At 38.6% G+C, this 16,813-nt stretch carries 10 protein-coding genes; 5 read left to right on the top strand and 5 right to left on the bottom strand.

The window, feature by feature from the left end; translation table 11 throughout:
- The first annotated feature begins 15 nt into the window (after positions 1-15).
- Complete coding sequence (gene miaA, locus BMW64_RS02010) at positions 16-936, top strand: tRNA (adenosine(37)-N6)-dimethylallyltransferase MiaA (protein ID WP_089998172.1); 921 nt, start codon at positions 16-18, stop codon at positions 934-936.
- Positions 937-1,240: 304 nt separating this feature from the next.
- Here miaA and BMW64_RS02000 read toward each other — a convergent pair whose 3' ends face one another.
- The 4 genes from BMW64_RS02000 to BMW64_RS01985 form a co-directional block, all read right to left on the bottom strand.
- Positions 1,241-2,653, bottom strand: coding sequence for an efflux transporter outer membrane subunit (locus BMW64_RS02000; protein WP_089998170.1), 1,413 nt, complete (start codon positions 2,651-2,653; stop codon positions 1,241-1,243).
- Between the two features lie 328 nt (positions 2,654-2,981).
- On the bottom strand, positions 2,982-6,164 hold the full coding sequence (locus tag BMW64_RS01995) for an efflux RND transporter permease subunit (protein WP_089998169.1): 3,183 nt from the start codon (positions 6,162-6,164) through the stop codon (positions 2,982-2,984).
- Positions 6,165-6,285: 121 nt separating this feature from the next.
- Positions 6,286-7,446 (bottom strand): efflux RND transporter periplasmic adaptor subunit, encoded by a 1,161-nt coding sequence (locus tag BMW64_RS01990; RefSeq protein WP_089998168.1) that lies wholly within the window; start codon positions 7,444-7,446, stop codon positions 6,286-6,288.
- 353 nt (positions 7,447-7,799) lie between these two features.
- Positions 7,800-8,396, bottom strand: a complete 597-nt coding sequence (locus tag BMW64_RS01985; RefSeq protein WP_089998167.1) for a TetR/AcrR family transcriptional regulator — start codon at positions 8,394-8,396, stop codon at positions 7,800-7,802.
- A 287-nt stretch (positions 8,397-8,683) separates the two neighbouring features.
- Here BMW64_RS01985 and BMW64_RS01980 point away from each other — a divergent pair, with 287 nt between their 5' ends.
- A complete protein-coding gene (locus BMW64_RS01980; protein ID WP_089998166.1) occupies positions 8,684-9,238 on the top strand; it encodes a thioredoxin family protein in 555 nt (184 codons plus the stop codon).
- Between the two features lie 205 nt (positions 9,239-9,443).
- On the opposite strand, the gene BMW64_RS01975 is transcribed toward BMW64_RS01980, so the two are convergent.
- Positions 9,444-10,346, bottom strand: a complete 903-nt coding sequence (locus BMW64_RS01975; protein WP_089998506.1) for an AraC family transcriptional regulator — start codon at positions 10,344-10,346, stop codon at positions 9,444-9,446.
- A gap of 124 nt (positions 10,347-10,470) precedes the next feature.
- Between BMW64_RS01975 and BMW64_RS01970 the strand changes: the two genes are divergently transcribed.
- The 3 genes from BMW64_RS01970 to BMW64_RS01960 are packed head-to-tail and all read left to right on the top strand — an operon-like array spanning position 10,471 to position 15,644.
- Positions 10,471-11,700 (top strand): MFS transporter, encoded by a 1,230-nt coding sequence (locus tag BMW64_RS01970; RefSeq protein WP_089998165.1) that lies wholly within the window; start codon positions 10,471-10,473, stop codon positions 11,698-11,700.
- Positions 11,700-13,178: a trehalase family glycosidase gene (locus BMW64_RS01965; RefSeq protein ID WP_089998164.1), complete on the top strand. Its 1,479-nt coding sequence runs from the start codon at positions 11,700-11,702 to the stop codon at positions 13,176-13,178. The genes BMW64_RS01970 and BMW64_RS01965 overlap by 1 nt, the downstream gene beginning before the upstream one ends.
- 30 nt (positions 13,179-13,208) lie before the next feature.
- Positions 13,209-15,644: a TonB-dependent receptor gene (locus BMW64_RS01960; RefSeq protein WP_089998505.1), complete on the top strand. Its 2,436-nt coding sequence runs from the start codon at positions 13,209-13,211 to the stop codon at positions 15,642-15,644.
- Positions 15,645-16,813 lie beyond the last annotated feature (1,169 nt).

The raw sequence follows: 16,813 nt of genomic DNA, 5'->3' as shown, positions 1-16,813 counted from the left end.
TTGTAAATTAGCCCCGTGAAAAAGAAAAATTTAATTTCTGTTGTAGGACCCACCGGAATTGGTAAAACGAGACTCGCAATTAATCTGGCTAAACATTTCAACACAGAAATTATTTCCTGTGATTCGAGGCAGTTTTTTAAAGAAATGAAGATCGGAACCGCTTCACCTTCAGAGGAAGAACTGGCGGAAGCACCTCATCATTTTATCGGAAATCTCTCGGTTGAAGACTATTATTCAATCGGGCAATATGAAGAAGATGCTTTAAAAAAACTCCATAAACTTTTTGAAAATCATGATACGGTCATTTTGGTTGGTGGAAGCATGATGTATGAAAAAGCTGTGATTGAGGGCTTAAATGATTTGCCGGAAGCTGACGAAGAAAATCAGAAAAAATTAAATGAAATTTTTGAAAATCAAGGAATCGATAAACTTCAGGAAATTTTAAAGGAACTCGACCCTGAATACTTTTCAGTTGTTGACATTCATAATCACAGAAGGCTTTTGCGTGCAATCGATGTGATCTGGCAAACCAATAAAAAATATTCTGAATTAATTGCTGTTTCGCAAGATTCAAGAGATTTTAAAACCATCCGAATCGGAATTGAAGCACCAAGGGAAGAATTGTATGACCGAATCAACAGAAGAGTGGATATGATGATGGAAAAAGGTTTGTTGGATGAAGCAAAAAGCTTAGAAAAATTTAAACACCTAACTGCTCTGAATACGGTTGGTTATGCTGAATTATTCAAATATTTTGATGGCGAATGGGATCTGGATTTTGCGGTTTCTGAAATTAAGAAAAACAGTAGAAGATATGCAAAACGTCAATTGACCTGGTACCGGAAAGCGGATGATATTCATTATTTGCCGTTGGGATATTCGCAGGAGGATTTTAACGGGTTGATTGGGTATATTAATGAACAGTTCCAAAAATAAATGTAACACACACTTTGTCATTCCGTAGGAATCTCGACAAGAATTTTAAAATTTTATAAATATTGCTTAGATTCCACGCTACACTGCGTTTCGCTCTGAATGACAAACTTTGTGGATAATTTTTTGTAGCATTTTTTGTCATTCTGACGAAGGAAGAATCTTTGTTAATACTTATAGATTCTTCACTGCACGTTGTTCCGTTCAGAATGACAGAACGGAAAAGCATTCGTTTAAAGATTTAATTCAAAAACAAAAAAATGCAGCCCCGAAAGACTGCATTCCATTAACAATATAATTAAATTTACTACTTCCAACCGCCTCCTAACGCCCGGTACAAGTCTACAATACTGCTTAATCTCTGTCTTTTTACGGATGCGAGATTCAGTTCTGCTTGCAAAGAATTTCCCTGAGCTGTTATTACTTCTAAATAATTTGCCATTCCGCCTTTGTAAAGCATTTCTGCACTTTTAATTCCGTCTTTTAAGGTTGCAACCTGCTCAGTTGCTTTTTGCTCCTGAACTTTTAAGCTTTCGTTTGAAACCAAAGCGTCAGAAACTTCACCCACTGCATTCAAAACAGACTGACGGAATGCCAATACATTTTTCTCTCTTTGGATTTTAGCAACATTCAAATCTGTTTTCAATTGTCTTTTCTGAAAAATAGGTTGTGTCAAACCTCCCAAAACAGACCCGAACAATGAAGCCGGAATCTGGAACCAGTTATCAACTTTAAATGAGTTTACGCCTCCGTTGGCTGTTATTTTCAATGACGGATACATATTGGCCTGGGCAATTCCCACTACTGAATTTGATTCCAATAAAACCAATTCCTGCTGACGGACATCCGGACGACGGCTTACCATTGCAGCCGGAAGCCCTGCGGAAATATCCTGTGGTAAAGAGGTTTCAGACATTTCAATCGTTCTGCTGATTTTCCCCGGATTTTCTCCCACCAGAATACTCAATGCATTTTCCTGTATGGCAATATTTTGTTCCAATTGGGTGATCAACAATTCGGTAGACTGCTTCTGAGCAGTGGCCTGCTGAACTCCCAGAGAACTTGTATCACCACTCTGCCACAATTTTTCTGTAAGGGCAAGGGTATTTTTACTTAATTCTAAATTTGAATTTGCAATCTGCAATTGTTTGTCAAGCATTAATAAATTGTAATATCCCTGAGCAATTGCTGCAACAACCTGTGTCTGAATGGCTTTTGTCGCTTCATACGTTTGCAGGTACTGCATTCTTGAGACTTCCTGCTGGTTTTTTATTTTACCCCAAATATCAGCTTCCCAGGATAAATTGAACGCTGCATTATAATCTTCAACATAGCTTTTTCCTAAAAATAAATTTAAGCTTTGCCCGTTCATGCTGTTTTTCGAAGGCTTTGAGATCTGTGCAGAAACGCCGAAACCAACATCAGGATACTGAAGATATTTTGCCTGTTTGAGTTTTTCCTGTGACGAAGCAACCTGCTTTAAAGCAATTTGTAAATCGTAGTTGTTTTTAATTCCTTTTTCAATCAATGACTGTAACATTGGATCGTTGAAAAATTGTCTCCATTCCAGGTTTGCAACACTTGCCGTATCGGCTGTTACTGTATATTTGAACGTTTCGGGCAGCTCGAGCTCAGGCTCCTTGTATGCCAGTTTGGACACACAGGAGACCGAAGCTAAAGCCAGTCCAAAAGTGATGATGATATTTTTTACTTTTTTCATAAGTTAATTTTTAATTGAATACAAAACTTTGAGAGTTATTGTTGCAAAGTGTCTTTAGTAGGATAATGCCTTGCTTTATGATATAGTTTGCTTCTCTATTTTTGGTTTTTAACAGAATAATATTTTTATTTTCTAACATTAAGAAGTTTAGAATCTTTTCCTTTAAAAGGAGAATTAAGAAATTGACAAGTCAAATAATAAGCGTTATGCTTTATAAATATCTTTGATATTTCTTTAACTAATCTTAATCCTTTAATTTTCTTAATGTTTAAATAGCTTTACGTTAAAATTGAATCAAATCTCTCAAAGTTTTGTCATTCATTTTTTATTAATGAGTTGTAGCTAAAAGTTCGGCTTCCAATTTTTGTCTTTGAAGTCTTTTCTTTTTTCTGCTCGGCATTTTTTCATGTAGATACTGGAAAATCACAAACATCACCGGAATAATGAAGATTCCAAATACAACGCCCGTCAACATCCCGCCAACCGTACTGAATCCGATGGAATGATTTCCTTTGGCAGAAGCTCCCTGTGTGAAGACAAGCGGCAACATTCCGACAATGAAGGCAAATGATGTCATTAAGATCGGTCTCAAACGTAGTCTTGAAGCCTGAAGTGCAGATTCTAATAATGATCTTCCTGCGTTTCTTCTTTGAACCGCAAATTCTACAATTAGGATCGCATTTTTCGCTAATAATCCGACGAGCATGATCAAACCAACCTGAACGTAAATATTATTATCAATTCCAGCTAAACCTGTGAATGCAAACACCCCAAAAATACCTGTCGGAATCGTTAAAATAACTGCGAACGGAAGAATATAACTTTCATATTGAGCCGCTAATAAGAAGTACACAAACAAGATACTTAACATAAAGATGAATGCTGTCTGTCCGCTGGTCTTAATTTCCTCACGGGTAATTCCTGTCCATTCGTATCCAAAACCTCTTGGTAGTGATTTTTCCGCAACTTCTTCTACTGCTTTAATCGCATCTCCGGTACTGTAACCAGGTTTTGGTGTTCCGTTGATCGTCACTGCGTTGAACAGGTTATTTCTGGTCACTGTTTCAGGTCCAAAAGCTCTTTTCAAAGTCACCAATGTTTTTACAGGAACCATTTCGCCAGATTTATTTTTAACATAAATTCCTTCCAGAGAATTCGCGTCTGTTCTGTAAGGAATATCCGCCTGAGCCATTACTCTGTAGTATTTTCCGAATCTGTTGAAATCCGAAACGAAGCTACTTCCGTAATAAATCTGCATCGTCTGCATCAATTCTGTAATGGAAACTCCAAGCTGATTGGCTTTATCACTATCAACCTCGATCGTGAATTGTGGATTTCCGGCTGCATAGGTTGTGAAAGCAAATGCAATCTCCGGACGTTTCATCAATTCTCCGATGAATGCTTGTGTTGTTGTTCCTAAATTTTCCAGAGAACCGTTCGTTTTGTCCTGAAGCATAAATTCGAAACCGGAAACGTTACCAAATCCCTGAACCGTAGGGAAGTTGAAGAAGAATGCACTGGCATCTTTTACCTGGGAGACTTTTCCTGTCAATCCTGCTGCAATCTGATCCGGATCGGTAATTTCACCACGTTGGTCATGATCTTTTAATTTAATAAAACCTGCAGAATAGGGTGATGCATTGGCATTACTGATAAAATTCAGACCATCTGCCACCCAAAGGTGATTTTTAGCCTTTTCACCGTTGATGATTTTATCAATTTGCTCAGTCGCTCTGTGCGTTCTGTCCAATGAACTTCCCGGAGGCGTGTTCACCGCATATAAAATGAATCCCTGGTCTTCTGTAGGAATAAATCCTGATGGTGCTTTTTTAATTAAGAAAATACTTGCAGCAGTAATCAATACTAATCCTCCTACGGCAACCCATTTATTTTTAATTAAAAACTTAAGACTGTAAATGTATTTTTTAGTTAAATTATTAAAGCTTACATTAAATGCATTGAAGAACCTTGCTCCGAAGCCTGTTTTTTTACCGTGTTCTCCGTGTTCACCCTGAGGATCATTCAAGAACATGGCACATAAAGCCGGACTTAATGTTAAGGCATTAATCGCAGAAATCATGATCGCAATAGCCAATGTAAAGGCAAACTGTCTGTAGAAAACTCCCGCAGGACCCTGCATGAAACCAACCGGAATAAATACGGCACACATCACCAAGGTAATGGAAATAATAGCCCCGGAAATTTCATTCATTGAACTCATTGTGGCATGTTCTACAGGCATTCCCGTATGTTCCATTTTGGAGTGAACGGCTTCTACCACAACAATTGCGTCATCCACCACAATACCGATGGCGAGTACCAAAGCAAATAAGGTCAACATGTTGATACTGAATCCAAATAGCTGAAGGAAAAAGAAGGTACCGATAATAGCTACCGGAACGGCAATCGCAGGAATTAAAGTAGATCTGAAATCCTGAAGGAAAATATATACTACGATAAATACCAGGATAAATGCAATGACCAATGTCTCAACAACCTGATGGATTGAAGCATCCAAAAAGTCTTTGGAGTTGTACATGATGATCGGCTCAACACCTTTTGGAAGGGTGGTTTTAAATTGATCAACCTGCTTTTCAATTTCAGTTAAGATTTCATTGGCATTAGATCCTGCCGTCTGCATTATTGCAAAACCTGAAACCGGTTTGCCATCAACTCTGTTGGCTGCGGTATACGTATACGAACCGAATTCTACCCTTGCCACATCTTTCAGTCTCAGGAAAGAACCGTCGCTGTTGGCTTTAATGGCAATATTTTCGTAGTCTTCGTTTTTGTTTAATTTACCTTTATACTTTAAAATATATTCGTAAGTTTCCTTACTTCCCTGTCCCAGACGTCCCGGAGCAGCCTCCAAGTTGTGATCTTTTACAGCATTTAAAACTTCCTGAGGCGAAAGTCCGTTAGCTGCTAATCTGTCCGGTTTCAGCCAAAGTCTCATGGAATAATCTCTCGTTCCGAAAACCTGTGCCTGTGCAACCCCGGGAATACGTTGGATTTGCGGAATGATATTGATTTTCAAATAGTTTTGTAAGAAAAGCTCGTCGTATTGTTTAGGATCATTACTGGTTAATCCCATAAACATGATCATACTGTTCTGAACTTTCTGTGTTGAAATTCCCGCTTGCACAACTTCCTGTGGAAGCTGGCTCATGGCTTTCGATACACGGTTTTGAACGTTTACTGCCGCATTATCAGGATCAGATCCCTGTTTGAAAAATACGCTCAGCGTCATGGTACCGTCGTTACTGGAGTTGGAAGTCATGTAGGTCATGTTTTCCACTCCGTTTACGGCCTCTTCAATCGGGGTTGCTACCGAACGGGCTACCACTTCCGCATTCGCACCGGGATAGAAGGCCGTCACCTGAACGCTTGGCGGCGCAATATCCGGAAAGAGGGCGATCGGTAAATTAAAGAGTGACAAGGCACCCAATAATAAGAGTATGATGGAAATGACCGTTGAAAGTACCGGTCTTTCTATAAATTGTTTTAACATAAGAAGTTTATTTTTTAATGTTGCTTAAACTTTTTTATTTAAACACAAAAAGCTTTTGTGACTTTTGTGTTTAAAAAAAAGAAAGGTTTAAACAGTTCTTATAAATAGTCCTGGAAGGAGTTTACAAAGGTCTTGCTTTAAGCAAACTATCAGAAGAGATAACTTTTGGCTGAATGGCAACTCCGTCTTTCAATACGCCGATTCCTGTGAATACGATTTTATCGCCTGCAGAAAGTCCTTCAGAAATGAAATAGTAGTTATCCGTTTTCCCTGAAATTGTTACAGGTTTTCCGGTTACCTTTTTATCTTTTCCAACTACATAAACGTACGTTTTATCCTGAATCTCATAAGTAGATTCCTGCGGAATAACCAGTGTTTTGTCAAATAACTGAGGCATACGAACTCTACCCGTATTTCCGGTTCTCAATACGCCGTTGGCATTCGGGAATACGGCACGGACACTGATGGCTCCGGTCGTTTTGTCGAATTGTCCGTCAACGATGCTCATTCTTCCTTTTTCGGGATACGTGCTGTTGTCTGCAATAACCAAATCTACCATCGGCATATTTTTCAGTTTTTCGTTTAATGTTGCTCCCGGATATTTATTCTGGAAAGCAATGAAATCCAGTTCGCTTAAAGAAAAGTACGCATAAATCTCGCTGATATCAGATAATAGAGTCAATGGATTAGGATCTGTTCTTGAAATCAAACTTCCTTTTTTGTACGGGATTCTTCCGATATAACCACTTACCGGTGCTGTAATGGTTGTAAATCCTACATTGATTTTAGCGCTTCCAACGGATGCTCTTGCCTGTGAGGCGGCTGCCACTGCGGCTGCGTAATTTGCTTTTGCCGTTCTCAATTGTACATCTGAAACTACTTTTGCAGCAACAAGAGGTTCTAATCTGTCTACCTCAACTTTTGCTCTCTGAATATTCGCATTAGCAACTTGTAAGTTAGCACTTGCCATATTCATCTGCTCGCCATAACTTCTTGAATCTATTTTAAATAAAGGTTGTCCCGCTCTTACATAAGCGCCTTCTTCTACATAAATTCTATCTAAATATCCGTCAACCTGAGATCTGATCTCAACATTGTTTTTTCCTTCTAAAGCTGTTGGGAATTCCTGGTAAACAGTAGCAGGAGAGGTGATAACAGTATAAACCGGTAACTCTGGAGCCGGCGGAGCAGCATTTGATCCTTCGGCCGCTTTCGTGCAATTTTGTAAAAGGATAATACTTGCCATAAGTACAATGATCCTCGTTTTTCCAAATATTTTCATTTTGAGTTTAAATTTTTAATGAAGTGTTAAATTAAATAATGTTGTTTTTAATTCGAATTCCGTTATATTTTCTAACAGTGTTAATGATTGATTCAAAAAAAAATTCAGAATTCTTAATACTCGATTTAGATCGTTGTTTTCATAATTGAGGTTGCTTTTAATGTTGGTTTAAGTATATTAGATGAGGTGTAAGGCGTGTTATTTTTACTAACGGTGTTAATTGCTATGGTAAAAAAAATTTTAATTTTCTAATCTTACATAAAGTAGTTTAATTTAAATTTAATTAAAATGAATAACTTACATTAATTCAGTGTTAATAATCCTAACGGTGTTAATTTTAATTGTAAAAAAATTTATAAAGACTTAATGAAAGCAGAAACCGTTTCATCCAAAGTAGTCTTGTTCATTGTAGAAGGAATATCATCATTACGCATCATCATAATTGAGATCAATCCATGTACGGCAGAAAATAAAGCATGCGACATATGACAGGCATTGTCAGGATTTGATCCGTTTTTCTTAATGATTTTATACGTGCAATCGTAAAGCATATCCTGAAACGACGAAAATTCTTCTTTCATCATTCCCTTTCCGCTGCATTGCATTCCCAATCCAAACATCAGCTGATAATATTCTTTATTTTTGAATGCAAACTTCCAATAAGCATCCACAATAGCTTTCAGCTGGTCTTCCGGATTGTCGTGTCCTCTCTGAGCTTTCAACAATTCGATGTGTAAACAATGAAAACCATTCAACGAAATTTCGTATAAAATAGCTTCTTTATTTTCAAAGTGATCGTAAACTACCGGTGCACTATATTCAATAGCATCAGCAATTTTTCTCATGGAAAGTGAAGCCCAACCTTCGGTTTTAGCCAAAGAAAAAGCCGCATCCAGAATACTGGTACGTATATTTTCTTTTTCTCTTTGACGACGTTCATGTAACCCCATGATTTTTATTTACTAACAGTGTTAGCAAAACTACAAACTTTTTAACATAACTTCCAAACAAATTTTAGAGTTTAACTTTTAAGGGAGAGCTTTGATAAATTTTTCATTTTAGCTGAAAGCCGGACGAATGGGGGCTTGCTGGTATGTTTGTTATTATTTTTAAAATTATTGTAAAAATTAATGAGGTTTATAGGCTAGCTCAATTAATAACTTTCAACTTCCCGCATCCATCTTCCATATCCAAATAATCAAGAAAATCTTTATCTTTGTGATCAAATAAAAAAGTTATGAATACTCCCTCAAATATGATTGATTTGGGTACAAAAGCACCTTTTTTTGAGCTGCCGAACCCGTCAAAAAGTAATGAAATTCAGTCATTGGATGACCTTAAAGGAGAGAAGGGCACACTGGTGATCTTCATGTGCAACCATTGTCCGTTCGTTCTTCATGTCATTGATAAATTAAATGAGCTATACGAAGACTATAATGAAAGAGGGATCGAATTTATTGCTATAAATTCTAACGATGTAGAAAAATATCCTGCAGATTCACCGGAAAAAATGATCGAGTTTCAGATTGAAAGAAAATTTGATTTTCCATATTTATATGATGAGAGCCAGGCTATTGCGAAGGCTTATGATGCTGCCTGTACCCCTGATTTTTTCTTCTTTGATGAAAAATTGGATTTGATCTACAGAGGGCAAATGGATGATTCAAGACCGGGAAATCATAAGGATGTGACTGGTGAAGATTTAATTATTGCTTTTGAGAATCTTCTGGCAGGAGAACCACAGGAAGAAATTCAAAGACCGAGCATGGGCTGTAATATTAAATGGAAGTGATTTTAGTTGATGATTGCAAGCTGTTGATTGATGGTTTTTTGCAACTTAACTATATAATATATAAAGCTGTTTTTGGACAGCTTTTTTGGTTGATGAGATCCTTCGACTGCTTTGCGCTCAGGATGACAACGCTACATATTAATTGCTAATAAAAACACTTAGTATTAGAGCTGTCATGCTGAGCTTGTCGAAGCATCTCAATATCTTAAAAACCAGCCTTAATTTTCACCTCATTCTCCACTTTCAAATCAACATTCACCTTAGGTGCAAAATTCTTCATAAACTCCGAAGGCGTTTTCTCTGTATATTTTTTGAACATTCTGTTGAAGTACGTTACATTATTAAAACCACAGCTATAACTGCATTCTGAAATACTTTTATCCTGAGCCATCAGCAGACAGGCCTTATTGATTCGGTATCGGTTTACAAATTCCGTAAACGTAATCTGTGTCGCTTTTTTAAAGAAATTGCAGAAAGCAGGCAGCGTTAGGTTGGCTAATTTTGCAACCTCTTCGATATTGATTTCCTTATCATAATTATGCTCAACAAAAGTAAAAATGTTTTCCAGTCGGGTTTTATTTTTAGAAATAATCGTGTAGGGCATAATTTCCTTATTTAAAAGCTCATAATCTGTACATTTAGAAAGCTCAAAAAGAATCTCCAGCAACAATAAATATCTTTTGTAACCTTCCGATTCAAGCATTAATTTAAGTCTCGGCAGCATGGCCTTTTTGATTTTATGATGAAAATGAATCCCATATTTTGATAATTCCAGGAGGTTTTTGATGGATCTTGCTTCCACTTCCTGCTGGGGAAACTGCAAAATTTCTTCTTTAAACTGAAGTACAATTTCTTCATGCGGATCAATAGAATTCAGACCAAATCCGGAGTGCGGAATATTCGAGCCGATGAGCACCAGATCTCCGTTGGTATAATTGCTTTTATGGTATCCCACGTGGCGGGTTCCGCTCCCGGAAATTACACACACAAGCTCGATTTCCGGATGATAATGATATTCCCATTTGAATTCTGAAATAGGCGAGTTGTTATGAATCGTGCGGAATGAGCTCTTTTCATCGGGGATCACTCTCTCAAAAGTAACTTTCATTGAATTAATGTAAATATATTCCCCTAAAATAATAATTATATTAATATAGTTCAAATATTCATTTACCATGTTAAATTAACGTTAAGTCAAATGCCTTTATCTTAGCCCACAAGAAAATAACTGAATGAAAAATTTAAACATAAAAGCGGTATTGTTTTTAAACTATTTCGTTTTTGCTATTCTGCTGAATTCCGTGGGAACAGTGATCCTGCAGGTGCAGCAAAATTTCGGAATATCAAAATCCGGGGCAAGCGTTCTTGAAGGATTTAAAGATCTGCCGATTGCAATTTGCTCTTTCATTCTGGCATCTTTTTTACCCAAAATAGGAATCAAAAATTCTATGCTTACCGCTTTATTTCTCGTGAGCTGTATGTGTTTTGTAATGCCTTTTGCCAACGATTTCTGGTTTTTCAAATTATTATTTACCATTGTCGGAGTTTCTTTTGCGTTAATTAAAATATCAGTCTTCACCTCCATCGGATTGGTGACGAATACCGATAAAGAACATTCAAGTTTTATGGGTTATCTGGAAGGGTTTTTCATGATCGGCGTATTAATGGGAAATGTTTTATTCAGCTTATTCATCGATGACCATAATCCAAGATCAACCCATTGGCTGAATGTGTATTGGGTGTTAGGAGGAATCTCCGCATTTTCCTTCCTGTTTTTATTCTTTACAAAATTAGACGAACACGAAGCAAAAAGTGAAAAAACAGATCTGCTTGGCGATCTGAAGAACAGTGCAAGTCTGTTTAGTTATAAAAAAGTATTGTTCTTTTTATTATGCGCCTTCCTTTTTGTTTTGGTAGAACAGAGCTTTCAGACGTGGACACCGACTTTCTATAAGGAAATTCTAAAAGTTCCAACTTCGATGAGTGTTCAGGCGGGTGCCGTTTTAGCGGGTGCCTTTGCGCTGGGAAGATTTCTGTCAGGCTTTTTCTCGAAAAAATTCAGCTGGATTTATATGGTTTCTTTCTGTGCGGTTGGTTTCGCCGTGAGTATTGTATTGGTATTGCCTTTAACGCATAATATTCATATTGACATCAATACCACGTGGTTGAATGCTCCGCTTGTCGTGTATCTGTTTCCGTTGATGGGTGGTTTATTAGCTCCCATTTATCCAAGCATCAATTCAGTCATTTTAGCATCAATTCCCAAATATTTACATAGTGCAATGTCGGGACTGATCGTGGTTTTCTCTGCCATCGGCGGAACGATAGGATCCATTATTACTGGCTTTGTGTTTCAGGAGTTCAGCGGTCAGCAGGCATTTTACCTTTCGTTAATTCCACTTTCATTACTGATAATTTCGGCAATGTTCATGAATAAATTAAAAATAAATCCTAAACAATAATGAATAAGCAATTATACATAAAAGATATTCAGTCACTTTTTGACGATGTTCAGCGATCGGAAATTTTTGAAGATCAGAAGATGATGACCGACGCGGTTCCGTTATTTCCAATCGAAGAAATCAATGCAAAATATGAAGATGAAAAACAGGTAAACGGATTTAACCTGAAAGCATTCGTATTATCGAATTTCGACTTTTTAGGGGCGAAAATTTCTATACAAAGAGAAGATCATTTGCCAATAGAAGAGCATATCGAAAAACTTTGGGATGAACTGACCAGAACGGCTTACGAGGAAAAAGGTACATTACTAAAACTACCTAAACCTTATGTTGTTCCGGGGGGACGCTTTAATGAATTCTTCTATTGGGACAGCTATTTTATCATGCTGGGACTTCAGGTTTCAGGAAGAATGGAGATGATGGAAAATATTATTGAGAACTGTTCTTATCTGATTCAGACGGTCGGGTTTGTACCGAATGCCAGCCGTACTCATTTTTTAAGCCGCTCCCAGCCACCCTACTTTTCATTGATGTTGGATCTGCTTTTTGAAACGACAAAGGACAAAAATATTTATCTCAAATATTATGACACGTTGGAAAAAGAATATGCTTTCTGGATGAGTGGGATAGGGCATCTTGAAAATGGTTCAGGTATAAAAAGAGTGGTGAAAACAATTAACGGTGACATTCTGAACAGGTATTATGATGCTGAAAACGAACCACGCCCAGAGAGTTATTTGATTGATATTGAAGATAGTGAAAATGCAGGGAAAGAATTCTACAGAAACATCAGGAGCGCCTGTGAATCAGGATGGGATTTTTCAAGCAGATGGTTTGCAGACGGTGAACATATACAGACCATTGAAACATTGAATCTGGCTGAGGTCGATCTGAACTGCCTGTTATGGCATCTGGAAAATACACTGGCAAAATCTTCAAAACTTCAGAACTTGGCTGAAAAGGAAGATTATTATTCTGGAAGAGCAGCAAACCGAAGACAATTGATAACTAAGTATTTCTGGGACGAAAATTCCGGGATATATAAAGATTATCATACGAAAAAAAACACAACAACCTCGTCTGAACATATTGCTGCTCTTTATCCTCTATTTCTTGGTTTAGCGACACCGGAGCAGGCAAAATCTGTCGCAGACCATATCGAGCAGAAGTTTCTTTTTCCAGGAGGATTGGTGACGACTACTAAGAAAACCGGACAACAGTGGGATCTTCCGAATGCATGGGCGCCGTATCAGTGGATGGGCTTTAAAGCAATGAAAAACTATGGCTTTGATGATTTAGCGGTAAAAATTAAAAATAATTGGTGTGCGAATGTAGAAAGAGTCTATCAAAACACCGGAAAATTAATGGAAAAATACAATGCCCTGGATATAGAAACGGTTGCGGGAGGTGGAGAATATCCTAATCAGGATGGCTTTGGCTGGACGAATGGCGTTTATCTTAAATTGAAAAATAACTAAACTTAAAACTAACAATAAAATCATATGGCTATGAAAAAAAAATCGATTTTCTTACTTGCCGGGATTGCAACGCTGTATTTCAATAATGCGTATGCTCAGGAAACTCCACAGGATTCCACAAGATCGGCATCTATCGAGCAGGTCGTTATTACCGGGAACTCGAATCCGAAGAAAAAGATAGAATCGAGTACGGCGATTTCTACTTTTACCGCAAAAGAAATTCAAAAGCAAAACCCGATCAGTGCTGCTGCATTGCTGCAGAGAGTGCCTGGTTTTGCGGTAGAAACTTCAGGAGGCGAAGTGGGGAATAACCTTTTTGCAAGAGGGATTCCTTCCGCAGGGGCTTATGAATTTGTACAGGTGCAGGAAGACGGCCTTCCTGTGTTTGAAGACGGCGCTTTACAGTTTGCCAACGCAGATAATTTCTTCCGTGTCGATAATTCGGTAAGCAGGCTGGAAGCTTTAAGAGGAGGTTCAGGTTCTATTTTTGCGAACAATTCACCGGGAGGTTTAATTAACTTTATTACCAAAGAAGGAGGGAATGAGTTCAGGGGAACAGCAAAACTCGAAACCAGTACATACGGGCTGATGCGTACGGATGTAAACCTTGGCGGAGCTTTGGTGGAGGATAAATTATTTTTCAACGTCGGAGGTTTTTACCGAACAGATGACGGAATCAGGAAAACAGGATTTAAAGCCAATCAGGGCGGACAAATCAGAATGAATCTGAAATATGTTTTCGATAAAGGATATGCTAAAGTTTATTATAAAAAGCTGGACGACAGAAATACATTCTTCCTTCCGATTCCTTTGGTACGGGACGGAAATGATGTGAAAGAGTTTTCCGGTTTTGATGCCAATTACGGAACGTACAGCTACAGAAATATCAGTCAGCTCAATATACCGCAGGCCGGTGGAGGATTCTTCAGCAGAAATCTTGAAGACGGAATTCATCCGAAAGTGGATGTCGTAGGAGCGGAATTCAAATATGATCTTGGAAATAATTTCTCTGTTTTAAACAAGACAAGATATACCAATATCAATATGAATTATACCGGAATTTTCCCGGCAGGCGGGCCTAAAACGGCAGCAGCATTTGCTAACAGCAATGGGATTGCAGGAAATACTTTCCAGTATTCGTTAGTGAGTTCCGGAGCGGTAGTCAACCCGGCTTACGTTCAGGAACTAGGATTCTGGGCTATTGATAAGCAAATGAATAATTTTGTGAATGATTTGCAATTCAGCTATAAATTTGATAAAGGAAATGTAACGGCTGGCTTCTATAAATCTAACTGGAAATCCCATCAATACTGGAACTGGAGTAATATTTTAACCACGGCAACCGACAGACCGGAACTGCTTAACCTTGTGGATACTTCACTTACGCCGACCAGTGTGGGATATTCCAAAACATATAATGGAGTTACTGATATGACATTCCTGCAAAGAGATACGCAAACACAGGGAAGCCTCAATGATCTCTATGCAAACCTTGATTATAATGTAACGGATAATTTAAGCTTAAATGCAGGAATCCGTTACAGCCATGATTATTATAAAGGAAATTTTGTCAATACCACAACTTCCAATCTCAACAATTCAGGGCTGACAACGGATGGAACTCACGGATTTGCGACAACTACAGCGGATGATAATATGAGTGTGCTGGGAAACAGATATACTTACTGGAATTTTAACGTAGATAAAGTTTCGTTCACTGTTGCTGCTAATTATAAAATCAATCCGGAAAATGCAGTATATGCCCGTTTCTCAAACGGATTCAGATCTCCAAACGAAGAGGCATATTATAATTATTTTTCAAACCCTACACCGGATCAGCCATTAAAATCTGTATCTACCAATCAGCTGGAAGTCGGATATAAGTATTATTCAAGAACGTTTGATATCGGGGTAATTCCTTTTTATTCTACGCTGAAGAATCTTTCTTTTACCGATGTTTTCTCTGATGGAACTTCTGAAAATACCTTTGCCAATACCAGAAACTTCGGGGTAGAGCTGGAAGGATATGCAAGGTTATTTAATAACATCCTTGAGCTTACCTTCAACGGAACCATTCAGAATCCTAAATATAAAGGGCTGGAATCAGCAAGTACCCTGGAAGGAAATGTGGTAAGAAGAATGCCGAAGCTGTATTTTAATATCTCACCGGCAGTCAACATTACAAAAGAATGGAGAACGTATGTCAGCTACAATTACTATGGAAAACGTTTTCAGGATCAGACCAATCAGGATACATTGCCTGCATTTGGTGAAGTGGGTGCGGGAATGTCTTATCAGCTGGGAAAAATACGCTTTGCAGTAGACGGAACCAATATCTTCAATACGATCGGCATTACCGAAGGGGATCCGAGATCACCTTCAATACAAGCAGCCGGAAGCACCATAATCATGGCAAGACCGATTATGGGAGCAGCAGTAAGAGGATCGATTACATTAGATTTTTAATAAATCTTTTTCATACAATCAGAAAACCGTCGGAAGATTTCGACGGTTTTTTTGTACATACTCCAGTGGTTGGCCGGCATTCGACTACTTTTTGTCGCTCAGTAGAATATCTATACTCATATACTCCTAAAACTCTCTAATCCCTCACACACTACCACACACTTTTGTCGTTCCGTAGGAATCTCGGCATCTTTTGTAACTGTTAGCTTTTATCATTAACGCTATGTCTGCAAGAGATTTTATATTATGCATATTCTTTTGAGCGCAAAGGTACTTCGACAGGCTCAGCATAAACTTAAACACTCAGCAAATGATAGCGAATCTTATTTAAACTCTCATATCGAATCCTGAAAACACTGCAAACCCATGGTGGCTGAGCGGAGCCGAAGCCACCAGTCCTTCCAGAGTAATGCGGGCCTTCGACTCCGCTCAGGCGCCGCCATTCGACCGCTTCTAAATTCCCCTCCTCCGGAGGGGTGGCGGAAATTCCATTGGAATTTGCGACGGGGTGGTCTGTTACGCTATCGGAATGCAAAGCATTTGCTTTAACCTTGGTTTACTTCTGGTAGTTATCAATTATCATGGCATACAAATAATGACATTTGTTCAATGGTGACTTCGGCTCCGCTCAGCCACCAGTCCCGCAATTCTTCTTAAACCACCCCGTCAAAAATTCTTTGAATTTTTGCCACCCCTCCACTGAGGGGAATTTTGTACCGCCTTAACCCCTTCAGTACTCCACTCTCAACTCTCTAGGCCAATGGTGGCTGAGCGGAGCCGAAGCCACAGTAGCAGGAGCATTCGCTATCTAAAACCGCCCAATTCCCAATTCCCATCCTCCGGAGGGGTGGCGAAAATTCCAACGGAATTTGCGACGGGGTGGTTTATTACGCTGCCACACACGAAGCTACCAGCCCTTACGCTTTCCTTCCCAGTGGCTGAGGCTCCGCTCAGCCACCAGTCCTTCAACTCAAACCCTCCAACCCAATGGTGGCTGAGCGGAGCCGAAGCCAAAACTCCGGCTGGGAAAGAGTTCCCAGACCGGAGTATCACACACTGATGAAAATACCCATCCCTCATGATGGAATGCTTTTGCGCTGATATATACCTTAACTGTATAATAGAATTTCAGGATTAGGATAGATTTGTCAGAACAAGCCGGTTGCTTG

It is taken from the genome of Chryseobacterium taichungense (assembly GCF_900109935.1).
Lineage (GTDB): Bacteria > Bacteroidota > Bacteroidia > Flavobacteriales > Weeksellaceae > Chryseobacterium > Chryseobacterium taichungense.
Note: the sequence above shows the minus strand (reverse complement) of the source record. Positions and strands in the feature narration are given on the sequence as shown.